General features: G+C 67.4%; 15 protein-coding genes. 6 read left to right on the top strand and 9 right to left on the bottom strand.

Annotated elements, in window-relative coordinates:
• Nucleotides 1–43: 43 nt before the first annotated feature.
• The 8 genes from CLV77_RS08195 to CLV77_RS08160 form a co-directional block, all read right to left on the bottom strand.
• Entirely contained in the window at nucleotides 44–1258 is a 1215-nt protein-coding gene (locus CLV77_RS08195; protein WP_076978447.1) for an NADP-dependent isocitrate dehydrogenase, read from the bottom strand.
• A gap of 239 nt (nucleotides 1259–1497) precedes the next feature.
• On the bottom strand, nucleotides 1498–2274 hold the full coding sequence (locus tag CLV77_RS08190; RefSeq protein WP_076978448.1) for an IclR family transcriptional regulator: 777 nt from the start codon (nucleotides 2272–2274) through the stop codon (nucleotides 1498–1500).
• Between the two features lie 178 nt (nucleotides 2275–2452).
• A complete protein-coding gene (locus CLV77_RS08185) occupies nucleotides 2453–2827 on the bottom strand; it encodes a Lin0512 family protein (protein ID WP_076978449.1) in 375 nt (124 codons plus the stop codon).
• Nucleotides 2824–3195, bottom strand: a complete 372-nt coding sequence (locus CLV77_RS08180) for a Lin0512 family protein (protein WP_076978450.1) — start codon at nucleotides 3193–3195, stop codon at nucleotides 2824–2826. The genes CLV77_RS08185 and CLV77_RS08180 overlap by 4 nt, the downstream gene beginning before the upstream one ends.
• A gap of 41 nt (nucleotides 3196–3236) precedes the next feature.
• On the bottom strand, nucleotides 3237–3851 hold the full coding sequence (locus CLV77_RS08175) for a glutathione S-transferase family protein (protein WP_076978451.1): 615 nt from the start codon (nucleotides 3849–3851) through the stop codon (nucleotides 3237–3239).
• Between the two features lie 106 nt (nucleotides 3852–3957).
• Nucleotides 3958–5127: a mandelate racemase/muconate lactonizing enzyme family protein gene (locus CLV77_RS08170; protein ID WP_076978452.1), complete on the bottom strand. Its 1170-nt coding sequence runs from the start codon at nucleotides 5125–5127 to the stop codon at nucleotides 3958–3960.
• The gene (locus CLV77_RS08165; protein ID WP_076978453.1) at nucleotides 5127–5888 is read right to left on the bottom strand and encodes a sulfite exporter TauE/SafE family protein; all 762 of its coding nucleotides are present in this window, start codon (nucleotides 5886–5888) and stop codon (nucleotides 5127–5129) included. The genes CLV77_RS08170 and CLV77_RS08165 overlap by 1 nt, the downstream gene beginning before the upstream one ends.
• A complete protein-coding gene (locus tag CLV77_RS08160) occupies nucleotides 5885–6775 on the bottom strand; it encodes a LysR family transcriptional regulator (RefSeq protein WP_244901588.1) in 891 nt (296 codons plus the stop codon). Before CLV77_RS08160 ends, CLV77_RS08165 begins: the two co-directional genes overlap by 4 nt.
• A gap of 179 nt (nucleotides 6776–6954) precedes the next feature.
• On the opposite strand from CLV77_RS08160, the gene CLV77_RS08155 reads away from it, so the two are divergent.
• From CLV77_RS08155 to CLV77_RS08130, 6 genes are all read left to right on the top strand, one after another.
• Nucleotides 6955–7932 carry a Bug family tripartite tricarboxylate transporter substrate binding protein gene (locus tag CLV77_RS08155; RefSeq protein ID WP_076978455.1) on the top strand — a complete coding sequence of 326 codons (978 nt, stop codon included), beginning with the start codon at nucleotides 6955–6957 and terminating at the stop codon, nucleotides 7930–7932.
• 63 nt (nucleotides 7933–7995) lie between these two features.
• The gene (locus CLV77_RS08150) at nucleotides 7996–8478 is read left to right on the top strand and encodes a tripartite tricarboxylate transporter TctB family protein (protein ID WP_076978456.1); all 483 of its coding nucleotides are present in this window, start codon (nucleotides 7996–7998) and stop codon (nucleotides 8476–8478) included.
• 5 nt (nucleotides 8479–8483) lie between these two features.
• On the top strand, nucleotides 8484–9995 hold the full coding sequence (locus CLV77_RS08145; protein WP_076978457.1) for a tripartite tricarboxylate transporter permease: 1512 nt from the start codon (nucleotides 8484–8486) through the stop codon (nucleotides 9993–9995).
• A 159-nt stretch (nucleotides 9996–10154) separates the two neighbouring features.
• Nucleotides 10155–11819 carry a thiamine pyrophosphate-binding protein gene (locus tag CLV77_RS08140; RefSeq protein ID WP_236861000.1) on the top strand — a complete coding sequence of 555 codons (1665 nt, stop codon included), beginning with the start codon at nucleotides 10155–10157 and terminating at the stop codon, nucleotides 11817–11819.
• Nucleotides 11820–11865: 46 nt separating this feature from the next.
• On the top strand, nucleotides 11866–12495 hold the full coding sequence (locus CLV77_RS08135) for a glutathione S-transferase family protein (protein ID WP_076978459.1): 630 nt from the start codon (nucleotides 11866–11868) through the stop codon (nucleotides 12493–12495).
• Nucleotides 12496–12741: 246 nt separating this feature from the next.
• A complete protein-coding gene (locus CLV77_RS08130; RefSeq protein ID WP_076978460.1) occupies nucleotides 12742–13491 on the top strand; it encodes a DsbA family protein in 750 nt (249 codons plus the stop codon).
• A gap of 136 nt (nucleotides 13492–13627) precedes the next feature.
• Here the strand turns inward: CLV77_RS08130 and CLV77_RS08125 are convergent, their stop codons facing one another.
• The gene (locus CLV77_RS08125; RefSeq protein WP_076978461.1) at nucleotides 13628–14986 is read right to left on the bottom strand and encodes an ATP-binding protein; all 1359 of its coding nucleotides are present in this window, start codon (nucleotides 14984–14986) and stop codon (nucleotides 13628–13630) included.
• Nucleotides 14987–14988 lie beyond the last annotated feature (2 nt).

Here is a 14988-nt window from a genome sequence, read left to right as displayed (position 1 = left end):
GCCCCTTGGGGCGGCCCTTTTCGCGGGTCGGCGAGGTCGGGGCTTAGCCGACCAATGCCTTGTTGAGGTTCTCGTCGATCTTCTCAAGGAAGCCCTCGGTGGTCAGCCATTTCTGGTCGGGGCCGACCAGCAGCGCCAGATCCTTGGTCATGAAGCCCGATTCCACCGTGTCGACGACGACCTTCTCGAGGGTATCGGCGAAGCGCATCAGCTCGGCGTTGTTGTCGAGCTTGGCGCGGTGCTTGAGGCCGCCAGTCCAGGCGTAGATCGAGGCGATGGAGTTGGTCGAAGTGGCCTCGCCCTTCTGGTGCTGGCGGTAGTGGCGGGTGACGGTGCCATGGGCGGCCTCGGCCTCGACGACCTTGCCATCGGGGGTCATCAGCTGCGAGGTCATCAGGCCGAGCGAGCCGAAGCCCTGGGCCACGGTGTCGGACTGCACGTCGCCGTCGTAGTTCTTGCAGGCCCAGACGAAGCCACCCGACCATTTCATCGCGGCGGCGACCATGTCGTCGATCAGGCGATGTTCGTAGGTGATGCCGGCGGCCTTGAACTTGTCGGCGAATTCCTCGTCGTAGACCTTCTGGAAGAGATCCTTGAAGCGGCCGTCATAGACCTTGAGGATGGTGTTCTTGGTGGACAGATACACCGGCCAGCCCAGAGTGAGCCCGTAGTTCATCGAGGCGCGGGCGAAGTCGATGATCGACTGGTCGAGGTTGTACATGCCCATGGCGACGCCGGCCGCGGGGGCGTCGTAGACGTCCTTCTCGATGACGGTGCCGTCCTCGCCCACGAATTTCATCGTCAGCTTGCCCTTGCCGGGGAAGGTGAAGTCGGTGGCGCGGTACTGGTCGCCGAAGGCGTGACGGCCGATGACGATGGGCTGGGTCCAGCCCGGCACAAGGCGCGGCACGTTGCGGCAGATGATCGGGGCGCGGAAGACGACGCCGCCCAGGATGTTGCGGATGGTGCCGTTGGGGCTGCGGTACATGCGCTTGAGGCCGAATTCCTCGACCCGGCCCTCGTCAGGGGTGATGGTGGCGCATTTCACGCCGACGCCGATCTCCTTGATCTTCTCGGCGGCGTCCACGGTGATCTGGTCGTCGGTGCGGTCACGCTCTTCGATGCCCAGGTCGTAGTAGAGCAGATCGACGTCGAGATAGGGCAGAATGAGTTTCTTCTTGATGAAATCCCAGATGATGCGGGTCATCTCGTCGCCGTCGAGCTCGACGATGGGGTTCTCGACCTTGATCTTGGACATGGGGCTAGGCCTTCCTTGGGTGAATCAACTGAGCGGTTGATACCCCATGACCGGAAGGCATGGAAGATAGTATGCGAAGGTATACAGCTCTTTTTCCCTGATTCCGGCCCCCTGCGGCGATAGGCGCGGCCCGGGGTGGGGTGTCGCCGGGCCTTGGGCCAGAGCGGGCGCGGGTGTCAGGCCCCGGGCACGCGGGCGCCGGGGGCCGTCGGTGTCGGGTGCGCCGGGGCGGGCCGAGGTCAGTCGGCCGACTGCTCGGCTTCTTCGCGCGCGGCCTGGCGGATCGTCTCCTCGATCCGGGCGCAGGCCCGGGCCAGGGATTCGGCGATCCGCTCGGGCGGGGCGTCGACGATGCGGTGGCGCGGGCCGCCCACCGACAGGCCCAGCACCATGCCGTTGACGACGACAGGGCAGGCCACTGCGGCGAGGTCGCTGTCGCTTTCGCCAATGTTCTCGGCCCAGCCGCGGTCGGCACCCTCGATGATGATCGCTTCCAGCGCCTCGGCGTTGGCCGGGGTGTCGGGGGTGAGCGCCTGGAACCGCATCCGCTTCATCGCGGCGGCCCGCCGCTCGGGCGAGACCGCGGCCAGGATCGCCCGGCCGATCGAGTTGGCGTGGGCCGGGCGGCTGGTGCCGGCGCCGGGGGCGTAGCGCACCGGCTGTCGCGAGGGCGAGACATGCAGGTAGATCACCCGCGCGCCGCGCAATGTGCCGAGGACGACGGTTTCGTCCAGTTCGTCGCGCAGGGCGTCCATCTGCATCAGGACGCCGGGGGTGACGGGATCGTTGGCGGTGATCTCGGAGGCCACCTGCATCAGCCGGCCCGTCGGGTAGACCGGCCCTTCGCCGCGCGGGGGCACAAGGTAGCCGCGTTCCTCGAGGCAGTGCAGCAGTTCGGCGCATTCGGGCGACGGAATGCCTGTCGCCTCGGACAGCTCGTCCAGGGTCGCGGGGCGCCCCAGTTCGGCGAAGGCTTCGAAAATATCCAGCGTGTTCTCGGCTGTTTTGACACTCATTACTCACTCATCCCCTTTATCGGCGGGCGCCTGTATGCCCCGGCCCTTGCCCCCACATTGGCACGGGACGGGGCCGGGATTCCATGGCGAAGATTGCCCCGGGCGGCACGGGAACCACACGGGCGTTGCAGATCGGCACGGGGGCGGGCCAGGGAATAGCCCGCCAGCCATTTTCGGCTCAGCCGTCTGCGCGCCAGGGGCCACCGGCATCGGGCACGAAGGTTTCCAGCGCCGCGGCGACGGTCACATGCTCGTGGCCGCCGAGGGGATCGGTGATGGCGAGGCCGCCGACACAGGGCCGGATCACCACCTTGCCCCATGGGCCGGCCTCGAGCATGTTGCGCAGGGCGTCGAGGTTGGCGGCGTAGGGATCGGGCAGGCCCAGTCCGACACGCAGCTCGGCCCGGCCGGGATCGAGGTCCAGCGTCTCGAAAATGCGCAGATCGGCGCCCTGGCGGGCATTCTCGATCGCGGCGCGGGCGGCGGCGGTGGCGTCGCCTTCGCTGTCGGTGCCCTGGCCCATCTGGATCAGCAGGCGCTTCATCTCGCTCATGACCCGTTCTCCTTGCCCTGTGCGGCACTATCCATGTCGAAGCTGACGATGATGGCGCAATTGGCGATCAGGGTCGCGCCGTTGCCGTCGGGCTTGGGCGTGTCGAGGCCGCCATGGCGGGCCCGGATCTCGGGCGCGCCGTAAGGAAAGATCCCTTTCAGCGCCTCGGTGTCCACCGCCTCGGGCTTCTGGACGCCGATCTCCACCTCGATGCGCATGTCGTCGCGGGCAAAGCCGAACAGCTCGGCCAGGGTGAGCGAGTTGCGCCACAGGGCGTTCTCGACCGCCCGGCGCGCGGCCTGGGTGTAGTCCTGCCGGCGCAGGGAGGTTCCCATGCCGTATTCGATGACCATTCTCTTGCGGGGCATCCGTGTTCCTCCGGGATAGATGTGGACGGGCCGGGGCCCGATCACTCGTGCAGGGGCAGCACCTTGGCGACCGCGGGGCGCGCGAGCATGCGATCGTAATGGGCGCGCAGGGCCGGGAAATCGTCGATGTTGGCGCCGTCGGCGATGATCCAGCGGCAGGCCAGGAAAAGGTAGGGGTCGCAGATCGAGTAGTTGTCGCCCAGCACCCATTCGCCGCGCAGGAAATGGTTTTGCATCATCTCGGCGCAATCGGTCATGTTCTGGGCGACCTTGGATTTCATCGACTCGATCGCCGCCGCATCGTCGGTCCAGCGGTGGCCGCGCACCCGGTGGGCGTGGGCCACGTGCACCGTGGCACAGACGTAGCTGTTGAATTCCTGCGCGCGGGCAAGGGTGAAGGGATCGCTGGGGATCAGCCCGGCCTCGGGGTTGGTCTGGCCCAGGTAGGTCAGGATGGCGGGCGCCTCGGTCAGGATGCCATCGGGCGTCACCAGGGCGGGCACGCGGCCGCGCGGGTTGACCTCAAGGTAGTCGGACGACTGCTGCTCGTTGGCGGCGAAATCGACGCGCCGGACCTCGTAGGGGGCGCCGATCTCCTCCAGCACGATATGGGGGGGAAGGGCGGCGGTGCCCTTGGCGTAGAAAAGAATGTTCATGGCTGGTGTTCCTGGGTCATTGGAGCGTGGGAATTCCGAAGCGTTCGATCCGGTTTTAGGGGCCCCGGGGCGGCGTGTCATCGTCTGTCATCGCATCTTCATAGGTTCAGGTCCCGGCCTGGCTGCGGCTGCGGGACAGGGCGAGGGTGCGGTAACGCGCGATCTCGGGGGGCAGCGCCTCGATCCCGAGGCCGGGGGCATCGGACAGGGCGACCGCGCCCTCGACCGGCACCGGGTCGGCGCCCGGGAAGGCATCGCGCAGGGGGTTTGGGTTCACGTCCATCTCCAGCGCGCCCGGCCCGCCGACCGCTGCCAGCAGGTGGGCCGAGGCCAACAGGCCGATGCCGCCGCCCAGAAAATGCGGGCAATAGCTGTGCCCGGCGGCGACGGCGGCGCGCCCGGCGATCAGGCAACCCGTCACACCGCCCCACTTGGCGACATCGGGCTGGATCACAGCGAGGGTGCCCGAGGCGGTGGCGGCGGCGAAATCCGCCGCGCCCGCGATGTTCTCGCCCGCCGCCAGCGGGTGGGGAATGGCGCGGGACAGACGCTGCCAATGCTCATCGGGGCTGTCGGCGGCGATCGGCTCTTCCAGCCAGCGCAGGGGAAGGCCGGCGGTCGCCTCTCCGAAGGCCAGCGCCTCGTCGAGCGTCCAGGCCTGGTTGGCATCGGTCATCAGGCTCTCGCCCGGCTCCAGCATCCCGCATAGCGTTTCCAGCAGCGCGGGTTCAGACGCATCAAAGCCGATCTTGACCTTGAAGGCCCGGTGTCCCCGGGCGCGCTCCCGGGGGAGGGTGCGGGTCCCATCGGCCACGTGGATGCCGCTGGCGTAGGCCGGAACGCGGGCGGGGCCCGGGGCATCGCCGTCAGCCGCCAGGTGGCGCCACAGGGCCAGGCCCGCGCGCCGGGCGTCCATGTCGTGCATGGCGGTGTCGAGCCCGGCCAGCACATGGGCGAAGGGCCCCCATTCGCCGCATTGCAGGGCGCGGATGCGGGTGGCCCGGTCCAGATGGTGCCAGAGGTCGCCGGGCGCTTCGGGCCGCTGCCCCAGCACCAGGTCCGAGATATCCTCGATCAGCAGGCGCGCGCGATGCTCGGCCCCGGCGGCAGGCCAATTGGCAAAGATCTCGCCCCAGCCGAAAGCGCCGTCGCTGTCGGTCAGGCGCACGAAGACGCCCGGGCGGCTGGTCATGATCCCGAAGGAGGTCGAGACCGGGGCGCTGATGGGCACCCGGTGGCAGAAGACCTCGACATGCTCGATGGTGGGGGTGGGCATCACAGGAACTCCCTTGCCAGCAGGACCAGCCCGGACAGGAACATCATCGCGATCAGCAGGCGGCGGAACTGGCCGTCGCTGAGCCGCTTGAAGACCATGATGCCGACCTGCGCAAAGACCATCGTCACCGGCAGCGCCACCATGATCCGCAGCAATGCCTGCGCGTCATAGGCGCCCTGAAGCGCGAAGGCCCCCGTGGTCAGGGCCAGAACGGTCACGTTGAAGGGTTGTAGAACCGCGCGCGTCTCGGATTTCGTCCAGGGCCGCATCGAAAGATACATGGTCGGCAAGGAGCCCGAGAGCGAGGCCGCGCCGCCCAGGATACCGCCGAAGAAGCCGATCACCCCTTCGATCACCGGCGCCGGACGCTCGAACTTGGGCAAGGAGCGGCGCAAGGTGAAGAACCCGCCGTAAAGCAATAGAAACGCACCGATGAATATCTTTAGGCTGCGGGCGTCCAGCACGGTCAGCAGGGCCACCCCCAGCGGAATGCCGAAGATCGCCGGCAGCAGGAAACGCGCCAGGCGGCGGGGGTTTTCCAGCATCGAGTGACGCACGATCCAGACCCCCTGAAGGCCCGACAGGACCGACATCACCACCGCGATCGCGACCGCCTCGACCGGGGTCATGATCTGAAGCCAGAAGCCCAGGGCGAAAAGCGCGGTGCCAAAGCCCGCCAGCCCGTTGATGAACCCGCCCGCGGCCGCGCCGGCGGCCAGCAGCATCAGGAACGAGGGGCCGAGGTCGAAGACCGCGCTCATGCGGCGGAGCGTCCGGGCCGGAAGCGACCGGCGCGCACCGCGTCCAGCAACGAGCGGTGGGCCTCTTCAACGCCGCGCATGCGCAGGTTGCCGGCCATGCTGATCATCCCGAGGATCCGCGCCGGTGCGTCAGGGCCCAGCGGAATGCGCCGGAGGGGCAGGGGGTTCATGCTTTGCACCGAGGGACGGGGCACGATCGACACCCCCAGGTCCCCGGCCACCATCGAGGAGATGGCCTCGAGCGATTCGAGCTCCATGCTTTCGTTCACCTTGATATTGCGCTCCTGAAGCCAGTTTTCGATCATGCCGCCGACAACCGCGTTGCGCGAGAAGCGGATGAAGGGGTTGTTCTGCAGAAGCTCGATCGGATCGTTGCTTTGCTTGCAGTCCGAGACCAGCAGTTCCAGCGGCTCCTGCGCGACCTCGGCCCAGATGTGGTTGCGCGGGATCACCAGGGGCCGCGAGACGATGGCCCCGTCCAGCGTGCCCCGCTCGACCTGGGGCAGAAGCTCGTTCGTCAGGCCCGGCACGACGGCGACGTGAAGTTCGGGGTAGGTTTCCTTGAGTAGAGAAATGGCCAGGGGCAGCATCGCCGTCAGCAATGTCGGCAGCGCCCCCAGTGTCAGCGTGCCCTTCAACCCGTCATCGCCCACGACCGAGGGCACCAGGTTGTCATAGGCCGCCACGATCTCCTTGGCCTTGGCCACGATGGCGCGGCCGACAGGGGTCAGTTCGGGTGTGCGCTTGGTCCTGTCGAAAAGGGCGATCTGCCACTCCTGCTCCAGCGCCTTCATCTGCTGGCTGACGGCCGCGTGCGTGACGAAAACCGCGTCTGCCGCGGCGCTGAAGGTCCCGTTCTGCTCTACCGCGATCAAGGTCTTCAGCATTCTGATCGACATGGGGACCTATCCAGAAGTGTAAGCGTTGCTTTCGGAAATTGTAACAAATTTCCTATATCTACAAGAAAGACTTACCAATAGTCTTTGTCAAGGATTACGGATTGCAGAAAGTTTGGCGGGAGTCTCAAGCTGGTGCAGAATCTTCGTGATTCACAGGGAGGAAGATAATGAAATTGCTCAAGTTCGGAGCGGTCGGTGCCCTTGCGCTCGGCCTCGCGTCTACCGCCGCCTTGGCGGAATATCCTGAACGTCCGATCAACATGGTCATCCCCTACGGGGCGGGCGGTGCGACCGATATCTCGGCCCGCACCATCGCAGAGCCCCTGGGCCAGGCGGTCGGCAAGCCGCTGGTGATGGCCAACGTGACCGGGGCCGGTGGCGCCACCGGATCGGTGGCCGTCCAGAACGCAAAACCCGACGGTTACACCATGCTCTTCGCGCGCGTGGGGTCCCACTCGGTCAACCCCGCGATGAAGGCGACGCTGCCCTACACGCTGGACGATTTCCGCTTCGTCACGGTCTACGAGATCAACCCCGTGGCCTGCGCCGTGCGTCCCGACAGCGGCATCGAAAGCATGGACGACCTGATCGCCAAGGTGAACGAGGGCGGCGTCAGCTTCTCGTCCTCGGGCGTGGGTTCGTTGCTGCACCTGGCCGGTGTCATGGTGCTGCGCGAATTCGGCGTGGAGAACCCGCTCGACGCGGCGACCCACATCCCGCAGAAGGGCGGCGGCGAGGCCGCGACGGCCGTGCTCAACGGCACCGCGACCTTCATCTGTACCAACTCCTCGGCGCTGGCCAGCTTCGTGGCGAACGATCAGCTCAAGCCGATCCTGATCACCACCAAGGAGCCGGTCGTCGGTTTCGACGCGCCGACCGCCGCCGATCTGGGCAAGCCCAACCTGCACCAGCTGGTCGGCTGGACCGGCATCGCGGGCCCCAAGGGCCTGCCCGATGACGTGGCCGACAAGTGGGGCAAGTGGATGGCCGAGGCCGTCGACGCTGGCGATTTCCGCGAGAAGATGGAAAGCCGCGGTTCGGTCATCGAACTGATGAGCCCGGAGGATGCCAACGCCTTCATCAAAAGCCAGTACGAGACCTTCCGCGCCCTCGTGGATGACCTTGGAATGCGCATCGAAGGCTGATCGGCGAATCCAGTACGGGGGGCCGGTTCGCCCGGCCCCTTTCTGCCTTCCTGGGGAGGGGACATGCAGAACATTCACCGCCAGACGATCATCGGAGGCGTCGCCATCCTGCTGGCGCTGTTTCTGGTCTTCGTGGCGATACCGAACTGGGTCTACGCGCCCAGCAACGTGCGAAAACTGGTGCTTTCACCACTTTTCTGGCCTTATGCGCTGGCGCTGCTGACCCTGCTGGTCGGCCTGGGCCTGGTGTTCACGGGCATGCGTTCGGACGAGCGGCTTGAGCCCGATCCCGCAGAGATGCCGGGCGGGTTCTTCCGGCTGGCGATCATGGCCGTGATCATGGTCATCTACATGGCCGGCCTGCCGCGCCTCGGCATGGTGTGGACCTCGATGCTGGCTTTCGCGGCGACCGCCTTTCTGGTGCGGACCCGCCATCCCAAGACCGCGCTGATCTGCGCGATCGTCATTCCCCTGCTGCTTTACGCCTTCTTCGCCCATGTGGCCGGCGTCGCAATTCCGCAGGGTCTTCTGGTGAGGTTGCCGTGAGCTTGATGGACAGCATTCTCGCGGGCCTGTCGCTGGTCGGCAACCTCGAGTCCTTCCTGGCGCTGTTTGCCGGTGTCGTGATCGGCACCATCGGCGGCGCCATCCCGGGCATGTCGGCCACCATGGCGGTGGCTCTGACCTTGCCCTTCACCTTCGCTATGCAGCCCATCACCGGCATCCTGATGCTGCTGGGTGTCTACAAGGGCGGCATCTTCGGCGGGTCGATCCCGGCGATCCTGATCAAGACGCCGGGCACGCCGGCCTCCAGCGCCACGGTGCTTGACGGCTACCCGATGGCCGAGAAGGGCGAGGCCGGGCGCGCCCTTGGCATGGCGCTTTGGGCGTCCTGCACGGCCGACGTGATCTCGAACCTGTCGCTGATCCTGTTTGCGGGGTTCCTGGCCTCCTTCGCGCTGAACTTCGGCCCGCCCGAATTCTTCACGCTGATCCTCTTTTCGCTGACGATCATCGCCGGTGTTTCGGGGCGCAGCCTGCTGCGCGGGGCGTTCTCGGCGATGCTGGGGCTGTTGCTGGCAACGGTCGGGCTGGACCTGATCTACGGGACCAACCGCTTCACCTTCGGCAATCCCAACATGATGGGCGGGCTGAACTTCATCGCGGTGCTGATCGGCCTTTTCGCCATCCCCGAGATCCTGTCGATGGTCTGGGATCCCAAGGGCAACGACGGCACGGCGCGAAAGCTGGGCCGCAACTGGGTCACCTGGGCCGACTACAAGGCTTCTTTCCGCTCGATCGTGCGCGGCTCGTTCATCGGGGTCTTCTTGGGATCGATTCCGGGGATCGGGGCGGCGCCATCGGCCTTCCTGTCCTACAGCGAGGCGCGGCGCAAATCCAAGAACCGGGACAATTTCGGCAAGGGCGAGATCGAGGGTGTCGCCGCCGCCGAGGCCGGCAACAACGGTGTCGCGGGGGCCACGCTGATCCCGCTGCTGGCGCTGGGTGTGCCGGGCGACGTGATCACCGCGATCATCATCGGCGCCTTCATGGTCCACGGGCTTCAGCCCGGCCCGATGATGTTCATCATGAACGTCGACATCATCTACGGCCTCTTCATCGGCCTGATCGTCAGCTCGGTCTTCCTGTTCTTCGTCGGTTCGGCGGCGATCCGGGGATTCCGCTATGTCGCCGACATCCCGCGCGGGGTGCTGGTGCCGGGGGTGCTGATCCTGTGCGTCTATGGCGTTTTCGCGGTCAACAACAACATCTTCGACGTGGGTGTGATGTTCGTGATGGGCTGGGTTGGCTATCTGATGATGCGCAACGAGATCCCGGCCGCGCCCTTCCTGATCGCCTTCATCCTCGGTCCGCTGCTGGAGGACAATTTCCGCCAGTCGATGCTGATGTCAGGCTCGAACCCGCTGATCCTGTTCCGCGGGCCGATCACCTGGTTCTTCTGGGGGCTGACGGCGATCACGGTCGTCGCCATCGTGCGCGCGGGCTACCGCGCCACCCGGCAGCTTCGCAAGCGCGAGGCCAGGGCCGCCGACGCCCGCTGACCCCGCTGACGCGATGCGCCGGGCCCCTTGGGGCCCTGTGCCGCGCGAAGGTTTCACAATCCGACCCGGGGACGGGGCCGGCCGCCGAGGGTGGCCGCCGCCCCGGTCCGGCGGGGCCGGGCAAGGCCCGCCCCGATCCACATGACAAAGGAGACCGCCTTGAACCGAGGAGCCGACCTTCTGGTGCAATCGCTCGCCCGGGCGGGCGTGGACACGATCTACAGCCTGTCGGGAAACCAGATCATGCCCGTTTACGATGCCTGCCTCAGCGCGGGGATCGAGATCATCCACACCCGTCACGAGGCCGCCGCCGTCTTCATGGCCGAGGCCCACGCCCAGCTGACCGGCGGGGTCGGGGTGGCGCTGGTGACCGCGGCGCCGGGGGCCGCGAACGCCATCGGCCCGCTTTACACCGCGCGCCAGTCCGAAAGCGCCGTGCTGCTGCTGACGGGGGACTCGCCCCTGGCCCTCGACGGTCGGGGGGCGTTCCAGGAGATGGACCAGGTGGCGATGAGCGCGCCGCTGACCAAGGCCTCGCGCCGCGCCATGCGCGCTGACGATCTGGGCGAGGGGCTGGCCGATCTGATCCGCCTGTCGCTCTCGGGGCGGGCGGGGCCGGTGCACATGGCACTGCCGTTCGACGTGCTGGAAGCCGATAGCGGCGATGCCACCGCGCCTGAGGCCGCGGCCTTCCGCCCCGAGCCGCCGGCGATGCCACCCGCCGATGCCGAGGCGATCATCGCCGCCCTGCGCGCCGCCCGCCGCCCGCTGGTCATCACCGGCCCCTCGCTGTCGGAAACCCGGCGCGGCAGCCTGACCCGCGACCTGGCGGAGGCGCTGGACGCGCCCGTGATCGTCATGGAAAGCCCGCGCGGCCTGCGCGACCCGGCGCTTGGCGACGTTGCCCTGTCCTTCGCCAAGGCGGATCTGGTGGTGTCGCTGGGCAAGCCGGTGGATTTCACCAGCAATTTTGGTCGCGGCGCCCCCAAGGCCCGCTGGATTGTCGTTGATCCGGATGCCGAGGCCCGAGAGCGCGCCGTCCGCAATCTGGGCGAGGCGCTGGAGGCCACGTTCGATGCCTGGCCCGCCGTTGCCGCCGCGACCCTGATCGAACGGGCGGGGCAGGAGGATGTCACGGCCGGGCCCAATCGCCACGGCTGGTGCACCGAGGTCGCGATGAAATGCGCCGGACGGCATGAGCCCGAGGGTGCCGAGGGTGCGGAAGAAGACAACGCGCAGGCGGCCAGCGATCGCGACGGAGATGGCCAGCCCATCCGCCCCGACGCCCTGGTCGAGGCGGTGCAGCGGCGGCTGGAGGCAGCACCGCGCTCGGTCGTGATCTGCGACGGGGGCGAGTTCGGGCAATGGGCCCAGGCCGGTGCCCACGGGGACGAGCGCCTGTTGAACGGCCCCGCCGGCGCCATCGGCGGCGGGCTGTGCTACGGGGTGGCGGCGGCGCGGGTGCGCCCCGGCGCGTTGGTCGTGGCCTTCATGGGCGACGGCTCGTCGGGCTTCCACCTGGCGGAGTTCGAGACCGCCCTGCGCGCCCGCACCCCCTTCGTGGCGGTGATCGGCAACGATGCCCGCTGGAACGCTGAATACCAGATCCAGCTTCGCGAATACGGCGAAAGGCGCGCGGTGGGCTGCACCCTCGATCCCACCCGCTATGATCTTGCGGTCGCGGGGCTTGGCGGGCACGGGGAATACGTCACCCGGCTGGAGGATCTGGATGCTGCCCTTTCAAGGGCGGTGGACTCTGGGCGGGTTGCCTGTGTCAATGTGATGATCGAGGGGCTGCCGGCCCCGGCGGGGGCGGGCCACTAAGGCCCCGAGCCGGATACGAGGATAGGCGGATGCGAGGAATGTGCCCATGATCGACCTTTACACCTGGACCACCCCCAACGGACGCAAGGTCTCCATCCTGCTTGAGGAACTGGGCCTGGACTATTGTGTCCACCCCGTCGACATCGGCAGCGGCGAACAGATGGCGCCCGATTTCCTGAAGATCAGCCCGAACAACAAGATCCCCGCCATCACCGACCGCGAGACCGGCCTTTCGCTGATGGAATCGGGGGCGATCATGGTCTACCTGGCCGAGAAGGAGGGCCGTTTTCTGCCCCATGACCGCGAGGGGCGGGCCCGGGTGATGGAATGGCTGATGTGGCAGATGGGCGGCTTTGGCCCGATGCTGGGGCAGGCGCATCATTTCCTGCATTTCAATCCGGGCACCTCGGACTATGCCGAGAAGCGGTTCGGGGACGAGGTGCGGCGGCTTTACCGGGTGCTTGATACGCGGCTGAAGGATCAGGATTTCGTGGCCGGCCAATATTCCATTGCGGACATGGCGATCTGGCCCTGGGCGTCGCGCTATGAATGGCAGCGCATCGACCTGGCAGAGTTTCCCAACGTACGCCGCTGGTATCGCCGCATCCTGGCGCGGGAGGCGGTCCAGCGCGGCTACCACGTGCCCAAGAACATGGGAGAGATCCCGCCCGGCTAAGGGCGCATTCGGGCCCGCGCCGCCCCGCCGGGGGGCGTTCCGGGCGGCCTTGCCTGGGTGCCGGAAACGCTGCCGGGCATTCCATCACCGGGCGATCACATATATGACAATGTGAATACATTCGCTTGGCCCGCTTCGGCTCTGCCGTGATAGTGCGGACAACGAGACCCAGAACATGCCGTCCGCCAGGGCGCTTCATCCAACAGGCGCGATCCGGTGCCACCGATTGCAAGGAGACGATCGACCATGAGACATTTCACCCGCATGGCCGCGACCGCGGCGCTGATCACCGCCCCCATGATGACCCCCGTGGCCCTTTCGGCCCAGGAAATGGACGAGGCCAAGGTCAAGTCGCTGGTCTACGAGGCCATCCGCGAGAACCCCGAGATCGTGATGGAGGCCGTCGCCATCCTTCAGAAGCGCGAGAATGACGCCGCCTCGGCCGCCGAGCAGAACCAGCAATCGGCCCTCGAGAGCCAGCGCGAGCTGATCGAGCGTGACCCCAACGCCCCCGTGGTCGGCAACCCCGACGGCGATGTCACCGTGGTCGAGTTCTTCGACTACAACTGCCCCTACTGCAAGAAGGCGGCAGGCGAGGTGAAGAAGCTGATCGAGAAGGACACGAACGTCCGCGTCGTCTACCGCGAATGGCCCGTCCTCGGAGAAGGCTCGGTCTATGCCGCGCGCGCCGCCCTGGCCGCCCGCAAGCAGGACAAGTACGAGGAATTCCACCACGCGATGATGAACCTCTCGGGCCGCGCCAACGAGGAATCGGTGACCAAGGTCGCCAAGGAAATCGGTCTGGACCTCGAGCAGATGAAGGCCGACATGCAGGACCCCGAGGTCGACGAGCATATCGCCACCTCGATGAGCCTGACCCAGGCCCTTGGCTTCCGCGGAACGCCCTCCTTCGTCATCGGCGACGCGCTGATCCCCGGCCTGATCGAACTGGACCAGCTTGAGATCTACGTGGACGACGCCCGCGAAGGCAGCTGATCCCGCGAGTGGGGGCAGGGGCGGCACGCCCCACCCGCACGGTTTGAACAAGGGCCCCTTCCGCCAGTGGCGGAGGGGGCTTTTTTTGTGCCGGGTCCGGGAAAGGCAGGGCAGGCGGCCCGCCCAGGGCACTCGCTCAGCTTCGGCGCGAGGTCCTGTGCCGCGCGATCACCAGCTCGGCCTTCAGCCCGCCCAGCTCCTCGCTTTGGCCAAGGCGCAGGGCGCCGCCGTGGTTGCGCGCCACGTCCGCCGCGATGGCCAGGCCCAGCCCTACGCCCGAGCCGCGATTCTGGTTGCGGGACGCGTCCAGCCGGGCGAAGGGCTTCATCGCCTCCTCCCGCCGGTCGTCGGGGATGCCGGGGCCGTCATCCTCGACCGTGAAGCGCACCGATTTGCCCAGCACGGTCAGCGTCACCCGCGCCCGGCTGCCATATCGCACGGCGTTGGACACCAGGTTGGTCAGCGCCCGGCTGACAGCCAGCGGGCGCATCGCCGGTTGCGGACCCTCGCCGCCGGCATCCTCGACGGCCAGGGTCACCTGCTGGCCACCCCGGCACGCGGCCTCGACCACCTCGCGCGCCAGGGCGGCGGGGTCGGTGGGGGTCATCTCCTCGGTGGCATCACCCCGGGCGAAGTCCAGGAAGGCGTCCAGCAGCGCCTCCATCTCGTCGACGTCTCGGATCAGCGCCTCGGCCTCGGGATCGTCCATCATCGCCAGGCCAAGCTTCAGCCGGGTCAGCGGTGTGCGCAGGTCGTGGCTGACCCCCGACAGCATCATCGTGCGCTGTTCGATCTGCCGTTCGATCCGGGCGCGCATGTCCAGAAAGGCGTTGCCCGCCGCCCTGACCTCGGTCGCCCCCGAGGGGGAGAAGGGCACGGTATGCCCCTTGCCGAACCCCTCGGCCGCCCGCGCCAGCCGCTTGATCGGGCGCAGCTGGTTGCGCAGGAAGCGATAGGCCACGAAGGTCATCAGAACCCCTGTCAGCAGCGTCAGGACCAGAAGCTGGTGCGGGTTTGAGGCCGAGACCCGGCCGCGCCGGAAACTCAGCTCCATCGGCCCGTGCCGCGTCGCCAAGACCATGCGCACGCTGCGCAGGTCGCTCGCCAGGTCCACGGTGCGCAGGGCAGGGACCTCCGCCCGCAGGGTGCGGATCACCACCCGGCCCGAGATGTCGTAGAAAAGCCGCTGGTCGCTTGTCCCTGACGGCGCGCGCTCGGCCGTCCTGACGAACTCGGTGCGCAGCGCGAGCGGCTCACCCAGGGCGCGGGCGCGTTCCTCGTGCCGGCCCGGATCGGAGGCATTCACCTCGTCGGCGAGAAAGTTCACCTCCAGCGCCACGTTGCGCGTCATCTGGCGGGTCACCCCCTCGAAATGACGCTGCAGAAAGGCCACGCCCACGACCAGCTGGATCACCAGGATCGGCACGATCAGGATCAGCGCGGCGCGGCCGTAAAGGCTGCGGGGCATGTAGCGTTTGAGCCAGGCGAAAAACATGG

Origin of the sequence: Brevirhabdus pacifica (genome assembly GCF_002797755.1) — a bacterium.
In the GTDB taxonomy this organism is placed as follows: Bacteria; Pseudomonadota; Alphaproteobacteria; order Rhodobacterales; family Rhodobacteraceae; genus Brevirhabdus; species Brevirhabdus pacifica.
This window is presented reverse-complemented; position numbering and strand designations above follow the sequence as displayed.

Excerpts from the sequence above, each read along its gene's own strand:
- CLV77_RS08195 (WP_076978447.1), bottom strand. The coding sequence starts at position 1,258 with ATGTCCAAGATCAAGGTCGAGAACCCCATCGTCGAGCTCGACGGCGAC.
- CLV77_RS08190 (WP_076978448.1), bottom strand. The coding sequence starts at position 2,274 with ATGAGTGTCAAAACAGCCGAGAACACGCTGGATATTTTCGAAGCCTTC.
- CLV77_RS08185 (WP_076978449.1), bottom strand. The coding sequence starts at position 2,827 with ATGAGCGAGATGAAGCGCCTGCTGATCCAGATGGGCCAGGGCACCGAC.
- CLV77_RS08180 (WP_076978450.1), bottom strand. The coding sequence starts at position 3,195 with ATGCCCCGCAAGAGAATGGTCATCGAATACGGCATGGGAACCTCCCTG.
- CLV77_RS08175 (WP_076978451.1), bottom strand. The coding sequence starts at position 3,851 with ATGAACATTCTTTTCTACGCCAAGGGCACCGCCGCCCTTCCCCCCCAT.
- CLV77_RS08170 (WP_076978452.1), bottom strand. The coding sequence starts at position 5,127 with ATGCCCACCCCCACCATCGAGCATGTCGAGGTCTTCTGCCACCGGGTG.
- CLV77_RS08165 (WP_076978453.1), bottom strand. The coding sequence starts at position 5,888 with ATGAGCGCGGTCTTCGACCTCGGCCCCTCGTTCCTGATGCTGCTGGCC.
- CLV77_RS08160 (WP_244901588.1), bottom strand. The coding sequence starts at position 6,775 with ATGCTGAAGACCTTGATCGCGGTAGAGCAGAACGGGACCTTCAGCGCC.
- CLV77_RS08155 (WP_076978455.1), top strand. The coding sequence starts at position 6,955 with ATGAAATTGCTCAAGTTCGGAGCGGTCGGTGCCCTTGCGCTCGGCCTC.
- CLV77_RS08150 (WP_076978456.1), top strand. The coding sequence starts at position 7,996 with ATGCAGAACATTCACCGCCAGACGATCATCGGAGGCGTCGCCATCCTG.
- CLV77_RS08145 (WP_076978457.1), top strand. The coding sequence starts at position 8,484 with ATGGACAGCATTCTCGCGGGCCTGTCGCTGGTCGGCAACCTCGAGTCC.
- CLV77_RS08135 (WP_076978459.1), top strand. The coding sequence starts at position 11,866 with ATGATCGACCTTTACACCTGGACCACCCCCAACGGACGCAAGGTCTCC.
- CLV77_RS08130 (WP_076978460.1), top strand. The coding sequence starts at position 12,742 with ATGAGACATTTCACCCGCATGGCCGCGACCGCGGCGCTGATCACCGCC.
- CLV77_RS08125 (WP_076978461.1), bottom strand. The coding sequence starts at position 14,986 with ATGTTTTTCGCCTGGCTCAAACGCTACATGCCCCGCAGCCTTTACGGC.